General features: G+C 71.5%; 15 protein-coding genes and 1 riboswitch. Of the genes, 9 read left to right on the forward strand and 6 right to left on the reverse strand.

What is annotated here, in order from left to right; translation table 11 throughout:
* Window positions 1-65: 65 nt before the first annotated feature.
* The 3 genes from ACQCO7_RS26460 to ACQCO7_RS26470 are packed head-to-tail and all read right to left on the reverse strand — an operon-like array spanning window position 66 to window position 2,235.
* The gene (locus ACQCO7_RS26460; RefSeq protein WP_464074136.1) at window positions 66-560 is read right to left on the reverse strand and encodes a dihydrofolate reductase; all 495 of its coding nucleotides are present in this window, start codon (window positions 558-560) and stop codon (window positions 66-68) included.
* Window positions 557-1,354, reverse strand: coding sequence for a thymidylate synthase (locus tag ACQCO7_RS26465; RefSeq protein WP_464074137.1), 798 nt, complete (start codon window positions 1,352-1,354; stop codon window positions 557-559). Before ACQCO7_RS26465 ends, ACQCO7_RS26460 begins: the two co-directional genes overlap by 4 nt.
* 11 nt (window positions 1,355-1,365) lie before the next feature.
* Complete coding sequence (locus ACQCO7_RS26470; protein WP_464074138.1) at window positions 1,366-2,235, reverse strand: hypothetical protein; 870 nt, start codon at window positions 2,233-2,235, stop codon at window positions 1,366-1,368.
* A 122-nt stretch (window positions 2,236-2,357) separates the two neighbouring features.
* On the opposite strand from ACQCO7_RS26470, the gene ACQCO7_RS26475 reads away from it, so the two are divergent.
* The 6 genes from ACQCO7_RS26475 to ACQCO7_RS26500 all read left to right on the forward strand — a co-directional run bounded on the left by ACQCO7_RS26475 (window position 2,358) and on the right by ACQCO7_RS26500 (window position 8,982).
* Complete coding sequence (locus tag ACQCO7_RS26475; RefSeq protein ID WP_464074139.1) at window positions 2,358-2,720, forward strand: hypothetical protein; 363 nt, start codon at window positions 2,358-2,360, stop codon at window positions 2,718-2,720.
* Window positions 2,721-2,727: 7 nt separating this feature from the next.
* Complete coding sequence (locus ACQCO7_RS26480; RefSeq protein ID WP_464074140.1) at window positions 2,728-3,897, forward strand: glutathionylspermidine synthase family protein; 1,170 nt, start codon at window positions 2,728-2,730, stop codon at window positions 3,895-3,897.
* A gap of 89 nt (window positions 3,898-3,986) precedes the next feature.
* Window positions 3,987-4,175 carry a hypothetical protein gene (locus tag ACQCO7_RS26485; protein ID WP_464074141.1) on the forward strand — a complete coding sequence of 63 codons (189 nt, stop codon included), beginning with the start codon at window positions 3,987-3,989 and terminating at the stop codon, window positions 4,173-4,175.
* Window positions 4,176-4,179: 4 nt separating this feature from the next.
* A riboswitch (ZMP/ZTP riboswitch) is annotated at window positions 4,180-4,267 on the forward strand.
* Between the two features lie 37 nt (window positions 4,268-4,304).
* Window positions 4,305-5,750: a glycine hydroxymethyltransferase gene (locus ACQCO7_RS26490; protein ID WP_464074142.1), complete on the forward strand. Its 1,446-nt coding sequence runs from the start codon at window positions 4,305-4,307 to the stop codon at window positions 5,748-5,750.
* 1,484 nt (window positions 5,751-7,234) lie between these two features.
* Complete coding sequence (trpS, locus tag ACQCO7_RS26495) at window positions 7,235-8,248, forward strand: tryptophan--tRNA ligase (RefSeq protein ID WP_464074143.1); 1,014 nt, start codon at window positions 7,235-7,237, stop codon at window positions 8,246-8,248.
* Between the two features lie 158 nt (window positions 8,249-8,406).
* Window positions 8,407-8,982 (forward strand): 2'-5' RNA ligase family protein, encoded by a 576-nt coding sequence (locus tag ACQCO7_RS26500; RefSeq protein WP_464074144.1) that lies wholly within the window; start codon window positions 8,407-8,409, stop codon window positions 8,980-8,982.
* A gap of 6 nt (window positions 8,983-8,988) precedes the next feature.
* On the opposite strand, the gene ACQCO7_RS26505 is transcribed toward ACQCO7_RS26500, so the two are convergent.
* Both ACQCO7_RS26505 and ACQCO7_RS26510 read right to left on the reverse strand, forming a co-directional pair.
* Window positions 8,989-9,744: a decaprenylphospho-beta-D-erythro-pentofuranosid-2-ulose 2-reductase gene (locus ACQCO7_RS26505; RefSeq protein WP_464074145.1), complete on the reverse strand. Its 756-nt coding sequence runs from the start codon at window positions 9,742-9,744 to the stop codon at window positions 8,989-8,991.
* Between the two features lie 105 nt (window positions 9,745-9,849).
* Window positions 9,850-11,199, reverse strand: a complete 1,350-nt coding sequence (locus tag ACQCO7_RS26510; RefSeq protein WP_464074146.1) for an FAD-binding oxidoreductase — start codon at window positions 11,197-11,199, stop codon at window positions 9,850-9,852.
* A 134-nt stretch (window positions 11,200-11,333) separates the two neighbouring features.
* On the opposite strand from ACQCO7_RS26510, the gene ACQCO7_RS26515 reads away from it, so the two are divergent.
* The 3 genes from ACQCO7_RS26515 (at window position 11,334) to ACQCO7_RS26525 (ending at window position 13,749) form a co-directional block, all read left to right on the forward strand.
* Window positions 11,334-11,834: a phosphatase PAP2 family protein gene (locus ACQCO7_RS26515; RefSeq protein WP_464074147.1), complete on the forward strand. Its 501-nt coding sequence runs from the start codon at window positions 11,334-11,336 to the stop codon at window positions 11,832-11,834.
* Window positions 11,831-12,778 carry a decaprenyl-phosphate phosphoribosyltransferase gene (locus tag ACQCO7_RS26520; RefSeq protein ID WP_464074148.1) on the forward strand — a complete coding sequence of 316 codons (948 nt, stop codon included), beginning with the start codon at window positions 11,831-11,833 and terminating at the stop codon, window positions 12,776-12,778. The genes ACQCO7_RS26515 and ACQCO7_RS26520 overlap by 4 nt, the downstream gene beginning before the upstream one ends.
* Before the next feature lie 77 nt (window positions 12,779-12,855).
* Window positions 12,856-13,749 (forward strand): YihY/virulence factor BrkB family protein, encoded by an 894-nt coding sequence (locus ACQCO7_RS26525; RefSeq protein WP_464074149.1) that lies wholly within the window; start codon window positions 12,856-12,858, stop codon window positions 13,747-13,749.
* A gap of 47 nt (window positions 13,750-13,796) precedes the next feature.
* On the opposite strand, the gene ACQCO7_RS26530 is transcribed toward ACQCO7_RS26525, so the two are convergent.
* Window positions 13,797-15,119, reverse strand: coding sequence for a D-alanyl-D-alanine carboxypeptidase family protein (locus ACQCO7_RS26530; RefSeq protein WP_464074150.1), 1,323 nt, complete (start codon window positions 15,117-15,119; stop codon window positions 13,797-13,799).
* Window positions 15,120-15,129: the final 10 nt, after the last annotated feature.

The raw sequence follows: 15,129 nt of genomic DNA on the forward strand, positions 1-15,129 counted from the left end.
CTCGGGAATCGGCTTGACGGACAGCTGACCTCCTGGGTTCCCGGTGACGCCAGGCCCCGGGTGGGTCAGTCCCGGTCCTGCGCGGAGCGGACGTACTCCAGGATCCGGTACCGCAGCCCCGACACCGAGGTCAGCCAGTCGCCCTCCTCGGCGACCCGCCAACCGCCGTCCAGCGCGGGCGCGTACGTGTCGCCCGCCACCTGTACGTCGATCTCCGTCACCGAGAGCCGGGCCGCGAACTCCATCGCCGCCCGGTAGATCTCGCCCCCGCCGATCACCCACGCGTCCGGCGCCGAGGCGAGAGCCCCGGACAGCGACGCCGCTCGCTCCGCGCCGTCCGCCGTCCACGAGGCATCCCGGGTCAGCACGATGTTGCGGCGCCCGGGGAGGGGCCGGAACCGGGGCGGGAGGGAGTCCCACGTACGGCGGCCCATCACCACCGGGTGCCCCAGCGTCGTCGCCTTGAAGTGGGCCGTGTCCTCGGGCAGGCGCCAGGGAATCGTGGAGTCCGCGCCGATCACGCCGTCCAGGGTCTGCGCCCAGATGAGTCCGACGCTCATACCGCGACCGGCGCCTTGATGGCGGGGTGGTGCTTGTAGTCGACCACCTCTACGTCGCCGTAGGCGTACGAGAAGAGGTCGTCGGCCTGGTGCAGCTGAAGCCGGGGGAAGTCCAGCGGCGTACGGGAGAGCTGTTCCGTCACCTGCTCGACGTGGTTGTCGTAGATGTGGCAGTCGCCCCCGGTCCAGACGAAGTCACCCGGCTCAAGCCCCGTCTGCTGCGCGACCATGTGCGTCAGCAGCGCGTAGCTCGCGATGTTGAAGGGGACGCCGAGGAACAGGTCGGCGCTGCGCTGGTAGAGCTGGCAGGAGAGGCGGCCGTCGGCGACGTAGAACTGGAAGAACGCGTGGCAGGGCGCGAGGGCCATCTCGGAGAGCTGGGCGACGTTCCACGCGGAGACGATGATCCGGCGCGAGTCGGGGTCGCGGCGGAGTGTGTCGAGGACCTCGGTGAGCTGGTCGATGTGACCGCCGTCCGGCGTCGGCCAGGAGCGCCACTGGACGCCGTACACGGGACCGAGTTCACCATCGGAGTCGGCCCACTCGTCCCAGATGCTGACGCCGTTGTCCTGGAGCCACTTGACGTTCGAGTCGCCGCGCAGGAACCACAGCAGCTCGTACACGATCGACTTGAGGTGCACTTTCTTCGTCGTGACCAGGGGGAACCCCTGCGCGAGGTCGTAGCGCAGCTGGTGTCCGAAGACACTCCGGGTACCGGTGCCGGTCCGGTCGGCCTTGGCCGTACCGGAGGTGAGCACGTGTCGCAACAGGTCTTCGTACTGGGTGTCCGCCACGTCGGCCGAGTCTACTGGGACGCCCGTGACGCGGGTGTCTCCCCCACTGGCGCCTCCTCCGGCGCCTCCCCGAACCGCGCCAGCGCCAGCGCCCCCGCCACGGCGACCGCGAACCCCAGCACCGCCAGCCACTCCAGCCCGTCCCGCGTCCGGTCCCCCAGCCAGATCACGCCGACGGCGGCCGGCCCGACCGTCTCCCCGATCACCATCCCGGCGGTGGCGGCGGTCACCGACCCCCGCTGGATCGCCGAGGTGAGCAGCAGGAAGGCCGCCCCGCCGCCGATGAGCAGCGCGTACGAAGCCGGATTCGCCAGCAGCGACAAGGGGTCCACGGAGTCGATCAGCCGCACCCCCACCTCCACCACCCCGAACCCGAACCCGGCGCCGAGGCCGAGGGTCAGCGCGCGCCCCTTCTCCGGCAGCCGCCCCCCGACGGTCCCCAGCAGCAGGATGCAGACGGCGGCCCCGAGGACCGCCCACTTCAGTACGCCGGACCCGTGCCGGGACCCCTCCTCGCCGGACGCCAGGCCCAGCATCCCCAGCCCCGCGCAGACCACCGCGACCGCGCCCCACTCGGTCCGGCTCAGCCGCGTCTTCAGCATCCGCGCCGCCACGACCGCCGTCACCGCGAGGCTCGCCGCGAGCGCCGCGCCGACCGCGTAGATCGGTACGGACCGCAGCGCCAGCACCTGGAAGACGAACCCGAGCCCGTCGAGCCCGAGCCCGGCGACGTACCGCCACTGCCGTACGGCACGCAGCAGCAGCGCCGCGTCACCGTGAGAGGAACCGTCGCCGGACCCGGCCGCCGCTTCCCTGGTCGCCACCGCCTGCCACACCGTGGCCGTACCGAAACAGACCGCAGCGGCGAGTGCGCACACCATCCCAAACATCACAAACGGACTGTAGGGGAGGGGCGGGCGGCGGGGGTACCCGAACGGGAACTCTCACCGATCTCTAGGCTGACCGTCGCACACACGCACTCATTACACGGGGAGATCAGGACATGGCGGACACGACCAGGAGACTTCGCTCGAACGCGGTCGTCCTCGGCGGCGTGGGGATCCTCGCGGTGGCGCTCACCGCGTGCTCCTCCGACCCGGTCAAGCGGTGCGTCGACCGCGACAGCTACGACTCCGTGAAGGGCTACAAGGTCGTCTCCGACAAGAACTGCAAGTCGTCGAGCGGTTCGTCGCACACCGTCTGGTACTACGGCGGCAACCGGAGCAACGGCTACGTGGACGGCGGTTCGCTCACCAAGTCCCGTAAGTCCTCGGGGAGTTCTTCCGGGAGCAGCTCCGGCGGAAGCGGCGTCGACCGGGGCGGCTTCGGCGGCAGCGACGGCGGCCACGGCAGCTCCGGCGGCTGAGCGCGCCGTGATACGCCACCGCATCGAACCCCGCCCCGACTGGCAGCGGACGGTGGAGGCGCAGGGCCTCGTCTATCCGCTCTCCCGGCACGCGGACGGGGAGTTGTACCCCTACTGGGACGAGAGCGCCTACTACTCCTTCACCCTCGACGAGGTCGAGGCGCTGGAGGAGACGGTCGAGGAACTGCACCGGATGTGCCTCGCCGCCGCCGAACTCATCGTCGCCGAGGGCCGTTTCGCCGATCTCGGCATCACCGATCCCCAAGTCGCCGACGCCGTCGCCGAGTCCTGGCGCCGACGGGCCGAACTCCCGTCCGTGTACGGCCGGTTCGACCTGCGCTACGACGGCACCGGGCCCGCGAAGATGCTGGAGTACAACGCCGACACCCCCACGTCCCTCGTGGAGGCGGCGTCCCCCCAGTGGTTCTGGATGGAGGACCGCTTCCCCGGCGCGGACCAGTGGAACTCCTTGCACGAGCGGCTGGTCGCCGCCTGGAAGCGACAGGGCGACCTGCTGCCGCCCGGCAGTCCCCTCTACTTCGCGCACTCCACCGCCGACGAGCTCGGCGAGGACCTCATGACCGTCGCCTACCTCAAGGAGACGGCCGAACAGGCGGGGCTCGACACGGAGTGGATCCCCGTCGAGGACATCGGCTTCGACCGGCTCTCGGGGCGGTTCGTCGACAACAAGCTCCGGTTCATCCGGAGTTGCTTCAAGCTGTACCCCTGGGAGTGGCTCACGACGGACCGCTTCGGCGGTCACGTGCTGGACACCCTCGACAACGGGGGCGGTACCGGCAGCACGCTGTGGATCGAGCCGGCCTGGAAGATGCTCCTCAGCAACAAGGCGCTGCTGGCAGTGGTCTGGGAGCTGTACCCCGGCCACCCCAGCCTCCTCCCCGCGTACCTCGACGGACCCCGGGAGCTGGCCGAGTACGTCTCGAAACCCTTGCTGGGACGGGAGGGCGCCGGGGTGGTCATCCATCGGGGCGAGTCCGTCGTACGCGAAGAGCCTTGTTGCTACCAGCAGTTGGCACCCCTCCCCGCCTTCGACGGCAACCACGTCGTCCTCGGCGCGTGGACCGTCGAGGGGAAGGCGGCGGGGCTCGGTATCCGGGAGTCGGCCGGGCTGGTGACGGACGAGTACGCGAGGTTCCTGCCGCACGTCATCCGGTGAGCCGCACACCCTGTTGAGACTTTTCGACGGCCTTCCTCGGCTGATCGCCGGAAAGTCTCACAGGGTGCGTCAATGAAATGATTAATGGCATGACGACCGCGAAATTCGTGCTCGAAGTCTCCGTCGACCCCGAACGTCCCGCCGAGGAACTCGGCCGCATCCTCCGTTACTGGGGCGGCAACCTCCACCACTACGAGCTGAAACCCGGCGACGGGAGCGCCGTCTACGACTCCGCGCACCAGGACGTGGGCCGGTGGCGGATCGAGGCCACCGGGTAGGCTGGCCGAGGGCCGTGACTGGCGCGCTGGGATGGGACCGACCATCGGGGAGCGGCCCGGAGTGACGAGTGCCGTGCGCCTGGGCCGAACCTGAACGCCGAACGCCGTAGCCCTACGTCCGGAGGTCTCATGTCCGAGCCCCTTTCGCCCCAGTCCACCGCTTTCCGCGCCGCCCTCGACGTCATCCGCGCGGTCGAGCCGCGCGTCGCCGACGCGATCGGCCAGGAGGTCCACGACCAGCGCGAGATGCTCAAGCTGATCGCGTCCGAGAACTACGCCTCCCCAGCGACCCTCCTGGCCATGGGGAACTGGTTCAGCGACAAGTACGCGGAGGGCACGGTCGGCCGGCGCTTCTACGCCGGGTGCCGGAACGTCGACACCGTCGAGTCGCTGGCCGCCGAGCACGCGCGTGAGCTGTTCGGGGCGCGGCACGCGTACGTCCAGCCGCACTCCGGGATCGATGCCAACCTCGTCGCCTTCTGGGCCGTACTCGCCGACCGCGTCGAGGTGCCGTTCCTCGCGAAGACCGGGGTCCGCCAGATCAACGACCTCTCCGAGGCGGACTGGGCCGAGCTGCGGCAGGCCTTCGGCAACCAGCGGATGCTCGGCATGTCCCTCGACGCGGGCGGCCACCTCACGCACGGTTTCCGGCCCAACATCTCCGGCAAGATGTTCGACCAGCGCTCGTACGGCACGGACCCCGCGACCGGCCTCATCGACTACGACGCGCTGCGTGCCCAGGCGCGTGAGTTCAAGCCGCTGATCCTGGTCGCCGGGTACTCCGCGTACCCCCGGCTGGTGAACTTCCGTGTCATGCGGGAGATCGCGGACGAGGTCGGCGCGACGCTCATGGTCGACATGGCCCACTTCGCCGGTCTCGTCGCGGGCAAGGTCCTCACCGGCGACTTCGACCCGGTCCCGCACGCGCAGATCGTCACGACGACGACCCACAAGTCCCTGCGCGGCCCGCGCGGCGGCATGGTCCTGTGCGACGACTCCCTCAAGGACCAGGTCGACCGGGGCTGCCCGATGGTTCTCGGCGGCCCGCTTCCCCACGTCATGGCGGCGAAGGCGGTCGCCCTCGCCGAGGCCCGTCAGCCGTCCTTCCAGGACTACGCCCAGCGCATCGTCGACAACTCGCGCGCGCTCGCGGAGGGCCTGATGCGGCGCGGGGCGACCCTGGTGACCGGGGGCACGGACAACCACCTCAACCTCATCGACGTAGCCACGTCGTACGGCCTCACCGGCCGCCAGGCGGAAGCGGCCCTGCTCGACTCGGGCATCGTCACCAACCGCAACGCGATCCCGGCCGACCCGAACGGCGCCTGGTACACCTCCGGCATCCGCATCGGCACGCCCGCCCTGACGACGCGCGGTCTCGGTACGGCCGAGATGGACGAGGTCGCGGGCCTCATCGACCGCGTCCTGACGGCGACGGAACAGGGCACGACGAAGTCGGGCGCGGTGTCGAAGGCGGCGCACGTCCTGGACCCGAAGGTCTCCGAGGAGATCGCCCAGCGCGCGACGGACCTGGTCCAGGGCTTCCCGCTGTACCCGGAGATCGACCTGGGCTGAGGGGGTGCCCGCCTCGCAGGGCGGGCTTGAACGGTGAAGACCCCGCCCGACACGTCTCGGGGGAACGACCATGTCGGGCGGGGCCGATCGGGGGCCGGCGGTTCTCAGCGGTACGGGGTCCCACTCGATGCCGCCGCCCTCGGGGCGGACGTACGCCGTGAGCCGTGAACGGCGGTAGGCGGGAGGCTGGTCGGGGTTCTCTTGCTTGATCAAGGCCATGAGGGTGCCGGTGCGTCGGCCGTCGGTGACGGTCTTCCCGATGTGCTCAGCGGTGCCCATGGGGCGCCTCCCGCGCGCAGTCGGGGCAGTTCGCTGTAGGCCGGGGTGGGGAGGGGGAGAACGTCACCAAGTGGGGAAGGCGTCAGACACGGACGCCGCACAGAGGTGGATGCACCTTGCCGAGCCGGCGACCATGAAACAGCGCATGGCTTCCGAGCGGGCCGACCCGATCGCGGCGATCGTCCGGACGGAATCGATGCTCACCGGTCGGGACCGTGCGTACGCGTTGGAATCCCGCGTCTTCGCGGCCTGACCCTGGCCGGACGGCTCAAGGACAACCGGACGGCTCAAGGACAAGCAGACGGCGAACCGGCACATCGAAGCGGCTTGGGAAGTGGCCGGAGGATTTCCGGAGGACATCGTCGAGCACGGTATCCATTTCGGCCCCGAGAATGCGGCCACACATGTCATCGCGACGGCTTCCGCCACGGAGCAGCACCGCGAGGCGTTGGACACGGCGGATGCCTTGATCCGGGCGGGACTCAGCCTTCCCGCCACCAGGGTGGGGCCGCTCTACATGAACCTCGGCCGTTCACCCCACGTCTCTTGAGCCGACCCGAGTCCTGGTGTCGAAACACAAGCGGAGCAACGAGCGGTTGACCAGGATCGCGAAGAGGACGGGTACCTCGCTGTAAACACCTTTACAGCTCGATCAGCTCCTGCCGAGGCCCCTCCCGTGGCGGCCCCGCTCCACGCCGGCCCGCCACGCGGCGTACGAGGAGCACCCCGCCGGCCCCCAGCACCACCCCCACGCCGCCCGGCACCAGCCACCCCCCTCCAGAGGCGGGCGACGGGACGCCGTGGGTACGGAGAGATGTCGCGCGGACATCCGGTGGCATCCGGCGCCGCGTCCTCGCCCGGCGACCGGTTGTCCTGGGGCCAACCGCCGACCCCGCTGCGGCCCCGCACGACGGTGAACCGGACCGCCGGATAGTGCCCCGCATCCCACCCCACAGGCACCCGCACCGTCCCCGTGTACGTCGGATCGAGCAGCTCCCGGAGCCGGTCGAAGCCGGCCTCGCGGGAGCGTATAGCCAGGGTCTGTCCCGACGTGCCGTCGACGAGCATCGCCACATCGGGCGTATCCGCGGCGGCGGCCCCGGTCACGGGCAGCGCGGACAACGCCAGTACCAGTACCGCGACCCGTCTCACAGACACCCCCGCCCCGTTCCGTACCTCTCCCCGGAACCTGAGAGAATGAACCCATGGCCTCTGCTCGACCCCGTGTGCTCTCCGGCATCCAGCCCACCGCCGGCTCGTTCCACCTCGGCAACTACCTCGGCGCGGTGCGCCAGTGGGTGGCGCTCCAGGAGTCGCATGACGCGTTCTACATGGTCGTGGACCTGCACGCGATCACGCTTCCGCAGGACCCGGCGGAGCTGCGGGCGAACACCCGGCTGGCGACGGCGCAGCTGCTGGCGGCGGGCCTCGACCCGGAGCGCTGCACGCTGTTCGTCCAGAGCCACGTCCCGGAGCACGCGCAGCTCGCGTGGGTGATGAACTGCCTGACCGGCTTCGGCGAGGCGTCGCGGATGACGCAGTTCAAGGACAAGTCGGCGCGCCAGGGCGCGGAGAGCGCCAGCGTCGGCCTGTTCACGTACCCGATCCTCCAGGTCGCGGACATCCTGCTGTACCAGGCGCACGAGGTGCCGGTCGGCGAGGACCAGCGCCAGCACATCGAGCTGACCCGGGACCTCGCGGAGCGTTTCAACGGCCGTTTCGGGGAGACGTTCACGATCCCGAAGCCGTACATCCTCAAGGAGACGGCGAAGATCTACGACCTCCAGGACCCGGCGGTCAAGATGAGCAAGTCGGCGTCGACGCCGAAGGGCCTCATCAACCTGCTGGACGACCCGAAGGCGACCGCGAAGAAGGTCAAGAGCGCGGTCACGGACACGGACACGGTCGTCCGCTACGACGCGCAGAACAAGCCGGGCGTCAGCAACCTCCTGACGATCTACTCGACGCTGACCGGCAAGAGCATCGCCGAGCTGGAGGCGGAGTACGAGGGCAAGATGTACGGCGCCCTCAAGACGGACCTCGCGGACGTCGTCGTAGATTTCGTGACCCCGTTCAGGGAGCGCACCCAGCAGTACCTGGACGACCCGGAGACGCTGGACGCGATCCTCGCGAAGGGCGCGGAGAAGGCGCGTTCCGTGGCCGCCGAGACCCTCGCGGACACGTACGACCGCGTCGGTTTCCTGCCCGCGAAGCACTGAGCGCGCACGCACGCACCGTACGAACACGGCGTCTGCCGGAGAAGAGCGCTGCACATCACTACGGCTGCGCCTGCCCACACGCCGACCGTGGCCGTACAGTCGATAGCCGGCTGCCACGGACGGCAGCGACCAGACGACCCGGACGACAGGGAGACGACGTGGGGACCGTAACGATCGGTGTGTCGATCGCGGTCCCGGAGCCTCACGGCAGCCTGCTCCAGGAGCTGCGCACGGGCTTCGGCGACGCCGCCGCGCACGGCATCCCCACGCACGTCACGCTGCTGCCGCCGACCGAGGTCGACGACGACGCGCTGTCGGCCGTACAGACGCACCTGACGGACGTCGCGCGCGCGGGGCGGCCGTTTCCGATGCGGCTGTCGGGGACGGGGACGTTCCGGCCGCTGTCGCCGGTCGTCTTCGTGCGGGTCGTCGAGGGCGCCGAGGCGTGCGCGTGGCTCCAGCAGCGGGTCAGGGACGCGTCGGGGCCGCTCGCGCGCGAGCTCCCGTTCCCCTACCACCCGCACGTGACGGTCGCCCACGGCATCGACGAGGCCGCGATGGACCGCGCGTACGAGGAACTCGCCGGGTACGAGGCGGACTGGTCCTGCACCGGCTTCGCGTTCTACGCGCAGGGACCGGACGGGGTGTGGCGCAAGCTGCGCGAGTACCCGTTCGGCAGCCCGGTGGTCCCGCCGCAGGCGTCGGCGCCGGCGGACTCGGTCCCCAGCCTCTAGAGCCTTCTAGAGAGGCAGCCGGCGGAACACCCCGCGCGGGACGTGCCGCAGCGCCGACATCACCACCCGCAGCACCCCCGGCACCCACACCGTCTCCGCGCGCCGCCTCAGCCCCGCCTCGATCGCCGTCGCGACCGCCTCGGGGGTGGTCGCGAGCGGCGCCTCGGGGAGGTCCGCCGTCATCCTCGTCCGGACGAAGCCGGGGCGTACGACCATGACGTGGACGCCCGTCCCGTGCAGCGCGTCCCCGAGGCCCTGCGCGAACGCGTCGAGGCCCGCCTTGCTGGAGCCGTAGATGAAGTTCGCGCGCCGCGCGCGTTCCCCGGCGACGGAGGAGAGGACGACCAGCGAGCCGTGGCCCTGCGTCTGGAGCGCGCGGGCGGCGACCAGGCCGGAGGAGACGGCACCGGTGTAGTTCGTCTGCGCCACGCGCGCGGCGGCGAGGGGATCACGCTCATCGCCGGCCTGGTCCCCGAGCACGCCGAACGCGAGCAGCACGACGTCGATGTCCCCCTCCGCGAAGACCTTGCCGAGGTCCGTCTCGTGGGACTCGGCGTCGAGGGCGTCGAAGGGGACGGTACGGACGTCGGCGCCGAGCGTACGGAGGCTCTCGGCGGCGGCCTCCAGCGCGGGGGAGGGGCGCCCGGCGAGCCACACCGTGCGCGCGCGGCGGGCGATCAGGCGGCGGGCGGTGGCGAGGGCGATCTCGGAGGTGCCGCCGAGGATCAGGAGGGACTGGGGGAGGCCGAAGGCGTCTTTCACGGGGGCTCCTAGCGGGGGGACGGTTCTGGGGGCTCTCTCGGCGTTACCGGCGGCGGTTGTCCACGGCCGGGTGCTTGTGCGCGGCGGCTTCCCGTGGCCGGGTCCTCAGAGGCTCAGCCGCCGCGCGAGGTCCGACACGAACACCCCGCGCGGGTCCAGTTGTGCGCGCAGCTCGCGGAAGGCGTCCGCGCGCGGGTACATCGCCGTGAGGAGGTCGGGCCGCAGCCGTGAGTCCTTCGCGAGGTACACCCGGCCCCCCGCCCCCGCGACCTCCTCGTCCAGCTCGTCCAGGAACGCCGCGAGGCCGGGCAGGGCGGCCGGGATGTCCAGGGCGAGGGTCCAGCCGGGGCGGGGGAAGGAGAGCCAGCCGGGGTCGGCCTCGCCGAACCGCTTGAGGACGGCGAGGAAGGACGGACAGCGGCGTTCGGAGATGCGGTGGACGATCCGGCGCAGGGCTTCTTCCTGGCCGTGTCCGACGACGAACTGGTACTGCACGAAGCCGCCCCGCCCGTAGATCCGGTTCCAGTGGGGGACGCCGTCCAGGGGGTGGAAGAACGCCGGGATCCGCTGGAGTTCACCGGCACGCGCGCGGGGGGCGCGCCGGTACCAGAGCTCGTTGAAGAGGCCGACGGTCGTGCGGGTGAGCAGCCCGCCGGGGACGAAGGAGGGGGTGGCGGGGAGCCGGGACGTACGGAAGGCGAGCGGCTCCCTGCGTGTGCGCGCGGGCAGCGCGTCCAGGGGTGCGTGGTCCCCGCGCGTGAGGACCGCGCGTCCCGTCGACGCCCCGCGCGCGAGGAGGTCGATCCAGGCGACGGAGTACCGGTGGTGCCGGTCGCCCTCGGTCAGCCGGGCCATCAGGTCGTCGAGGTCGGCGGCGCGTTCCGTGTCGACGGCCATCAGGGACGTCTCGACGGGCTGTAGGCGCACGCGCGCGGTGAGGATCACGCCGGTCAGGCCCATGCCCCCGGCGGTCGCGTCGAACAGGGGCGTGCCCTGGCGGACCGTACGGATCGTGCCGTCCGCCGTGAGCAGCTCGAACGACGGGACGTGGCGGGCGAAGGAGCCGGACGCGTGGTGGTTCTTGCCGTGGATGTCCGCGCCGATCGCGCCGCCGACGGTGACGTACCGGGTCCCCGGGGTGACCGGCACGAACCAGCCCAGCGGGAGGAGGACCTCCATCAGGCGGTGCAGGGAGATCCCCGCGTCGCACAGGACGATCCCCTCGGAGGCGTCGATCGCGTGGACCCGGTCGAGGCCGGTCATGTCCAGGACGGCGCCGCCGGCGTTCTGCGCCGCGTCGCCGTACGCCCTTCCCAGGCCCCGGGGGATGCCGCCCCGGGCTCCCACACCCCGGACGGCCGCCACGGCCTCCTCGTACGTCCCTGGGCGGATCAGACGGGCCGTGGAGGGGGCGGTGCGGCCCCATCCGGTGACGGAAGCGGTCTCGGCAGGCATGTCGGTGACCGTAGCGCCCCTATTTGTCCGGAAACCTCGTCAACATCAAATCCCCTCCCCGAAATGGGTGATAAATGGGATTTCGCCCAATATTGCCGGTCCTGCGGCTGTTTGGGCGTGAACAGTGGGCTGATATGGACGAGAACTACGACCGGCGCCTCCTCACCGCGCTCCACGCGCGCGGCGCCGACCCCCGGGTCGCGAACGCCGCGCGCGCCCTGTCGTGGGCCGGCGAACACGGCGCGGTGTGGCTCGCGGCCGGCCTCGCCGGAGCGGCCCTCGACAGGGACCGGCGCGGCGCCTGGCTGCGGGCGACGGCACTCTGCGCGGGCGCGCACGCGGTGAGCGTCGGCGCGAAACGCGTCGTACGGCGGCCCCGGCCGTCCCACGTACGTCCCCTGGTCCGCACCGCCGGGCGGCACTCCTTCCCCAGCTCCCACGCGACGTCGGCCGCCGCGGCGGCGTACGCGTACGGGGCGCTCGGCGCGTACGCGTACGCCCCTGCCGCCGTCGCCATGGGGGTGTCCCGGCTGGTGGCGGGCGTGCACTATCCGTCGGACGTCGTGGCGGGAGCGGTGCTCGGTGTGGTCACCGCGCGCGTGGGGGCACGGTGGATGCGGGGCGTTCCCGGATGACGCAGACCGCGCCCGAACTCCACGAGCAGCGCACGCGCGCGGGGTGGCCGCCGGTGTCGGCGCCCTCGCGCGGGGTGCTCCTCGGTCTGCTGCTGACCGCGCGGCCCAAGCAGTGGGTCAAGAACGTCCTCGTCGTCGCCGCGCCGGCCGCCGCCGGACGGCTGCTGTCCTGGCACGCCGCCTCCCGGATCGCCCTCGTCTTCGCCCTGTTCACCGCCTGCGCGGCGGCCGTCTACCTCGTCAACGACGCGCGCGACGCCGGCGCGGACCGGGCCCACCCCACCAAACGCCTCCGGCCCGTCGCCGCCGGACAGGTCCCCGTCCCCCTCGCGTACGCCGTGGGCGGCCTTCTCGCGGCCTGCGGGCCCCTCCTGGCGCTGCGGCTGTCCACACCCGGCGTCGCGGCCCTCCTGGCGGCGTACGTGGCCATGCAGCTCGCGTACTGCGTCAGCCTCAAGCACGTCCTCGTCGTCGACCTCGTCGTCGTCTCGACCGGGTTCCTCATGCGGGCCACCGCCGGGGGGCTCGCGCTCGGCATCCCGCTGTCCCGGTGGTTCCTCATCACCACCGGGTTCGGGGCGCTGTTCATGGTCGCCGCCAAGCGGTACTCCGAGGCCGTGCAGATGGCCGGGACGGCGGGGGCCACGCGCGCGCTGCTCACCGAGTACACGACCGGGTACCTGCGGTTCGTGTGGCAGCTCGCCGCCGGGGTCGCCGTCCTCGGGTACTGCCTGTGGGCGCTGGAGGGCGGCGCGCACGCGAGCGCCGTGCCGTGGCGTCAGCTGTCGATGGTCGCGTTCATCCTCGCGGTGCTGCGGTACGCCGTCTTCGCCGACCGGGGGACCGCCGGGGAGCCCGAGGAGGTCGTGCTGGGGGACCGCGCGCTCGCGCTGATCGGGGTGGCGTGGATCGCGATGTACGGCCTGGCGGTGGCTCGTTGGTGAAGGTCGGCTACAGTCCCGCACTTCCGGGGAACCCGGACAGGGGTTTTCCGGCACACAGGTGAGGCAGAGTTCCGATCATGGACTGGCTGAAGAGGCTTCCCGTCGTCGGGCCGTTCGTGGTGCGGCTGATGGCCACGCACGCGTGGCGGTCGTACGAGCGGCTCGACAAGGTCAAGTGGACGCGGCTCGCCGCCGCGATGACGTTCGTCAGCTTCGTCTCGCTGTTCCCGCTGCTGACGCTGGCCGCCGCCGTCACGGCCGCGACCCTCAGCGGCGACCAGCAGAAACGCCTCCAAGACCGCATCGCCGACCAGGTCCCCGGCATCTCGGGACAGCTCGACGTCGCGTCCCTCGTGCAGAACGCCGGCACGGTCGGCCTCATCGCCGGCGCGATCCTGCTCTTCACGGGCCTCGGCTGGGTCGCCCAGATACGGGACTGCCTGCGCGCGGTCTGGGAACTCCCCGACGACGACGGCAACCCCGTCCTGATCAAGGCCAAGGACGCGGGCGTCCTCGTGGGCTTCGGCGGCGCGGTCCTGGTGACGTTCGCGGCGTCCACGGTCGCGACGTGGGCGGTGGACGCCCTCGCGGACGCCCTGGGCCTGGCCGAACACGGCTGGGGCACCGCACTCCTGCGCGCAGCCGCGTTCGCGGTGGCGGTCCTGGCCGACTTCCTGCTCCTGCTGTACGTCCTGACCCTCCTCCCCGGCGCCGACCCCCCACGCCGCCGCCTCCTCCAGGCGGCGCTGATCGGCGCGTTCGGCTTCGAACTCCTCAAGCTCGTCCTGAGCGGCTACCTCCAGGGCGTCGCCACGAAGACGATGTACGGCGCCTTCGGCGTCCCCGTCGCGCTCCTGCTGTGGATCAACCTGACGGCGAAGCTGGTGCTGTACTGCGCGGCGTGGACGGCGACACGGAGCGAGGAGGCGGAGGTGGAGGAGGCGGAGGTGGAGGTGGAGGTGGAGTCGTGAGGGGGATTCGCTGAACGCGCGTGCGGGGTGCGAGCCGACGTCCCTCCTCAGGCCCTCGGCGTCTCCTCCGGCTCTCCGGCCCCCGTCTCACCCGCCCGCGCGGCCCTCCCCGAAGGCCACTTGCGGTTGACCAGAAACACACCCCCGGCGAGCAGGACCAGCACTCCGCCCGTGATGGCCATCGCCGTACCCATCCCGCCGGAAGCGCCGGTGGCCGTCTTCGCGGCGACCGGGGAACCCGACGCGTCGCCCGCGCCTCCGGCCTGGCCCGTGGGTTCGGACGGGGTCGAGGTGCTGGTGGAACCCTGCTGGGCGGTCGCGTTCTTCGGGGGGACCAGTTCGCCGATGGGGCGGGTCTTGCCGGCCGCCTGGAAACCCCAGTCCAGGAGGGCGGCGGTCTCCTTGTAGACCTCGTTGTGGGCTTCCTTCGAGGGGTTCATCACCGTGACCAGCAGGACGCGGCCCGCGCGTTCGGCGACGCCCGTGAAGGTCGCGCCCGCGTTGGTCGTGTTGCCGTTCTTGACGCCCGCGATGCCCGGGTACTGGGCGATGTCGGAGTCGCCGCTGAGCAGGCGGTTGGTGTTCTGGATCTCGAAGGGGGTCCGGGTGACCTTGCCCGTCTTGGCGTCCTTCTTCGTCTCGCCCGGGAACTTCGCCTTGACCGTCGACGCGTACTCCCGGAAGTCCTTCTTCTGGAGCCCGGAGCGCGCGATGAGGGTGAGGTCGTAGGCGGAGGAGACCTGCCCGGGGGCGTCGTACCCGTCCGGCGAGACGACGCTCGTGTCGAGCGCCTGGAGCTCCTCCGCGTGCGCGTTCATGTCGGCCACCGTCGCGGGGACGCCGCCGTTCATGGCGGACAGGACGCGCACCGCGTCGTTCCCGGAGCGCAGGAAGACCCCGAGCCACAGGTCGTGGACGGAGTAGGTCTCGTTCTCCTTTATCCCGACGGTGCTGGAACCGGCCCCCATGCCGGAGAGCTCGGCCGGCGCCACCTTGTGCCGCGTCGTCCTCGGGAAGCGCGGCAGCACCGTGTCCGCGAACAGCATCTTCATCGTGCTGGCCGGCGGCAGCCGCCAGTGCGCGTTGTGCGCCGCGAGCACGTCCCCCGACTCCGCGTCGGCGACGATCCAGGACCGCGCGGTGATGTCCTTGGGCAGCACGGGCGCGCCGCCCGCGAGGTCGGCCTGCGTCCCCGGCAGTCCCAGCCGCGCACCCCCGACCGTCGACATGCGCGCGGGCGGCGTCACGGAGGGGCTCGGCGACGGGCTGGGCGCGGCGACGGCGAACGGCGCGGTGAGCGAGGCGGTCGCGAGCGTGGCGGCGGTGACCGTCAGGGATCGCCTGACGGCCCGTTTCATGGGTGCGGGCACGACGCCGAAC

The organism is Streptomyces saintjeani, from assembly GCF_055409605.1.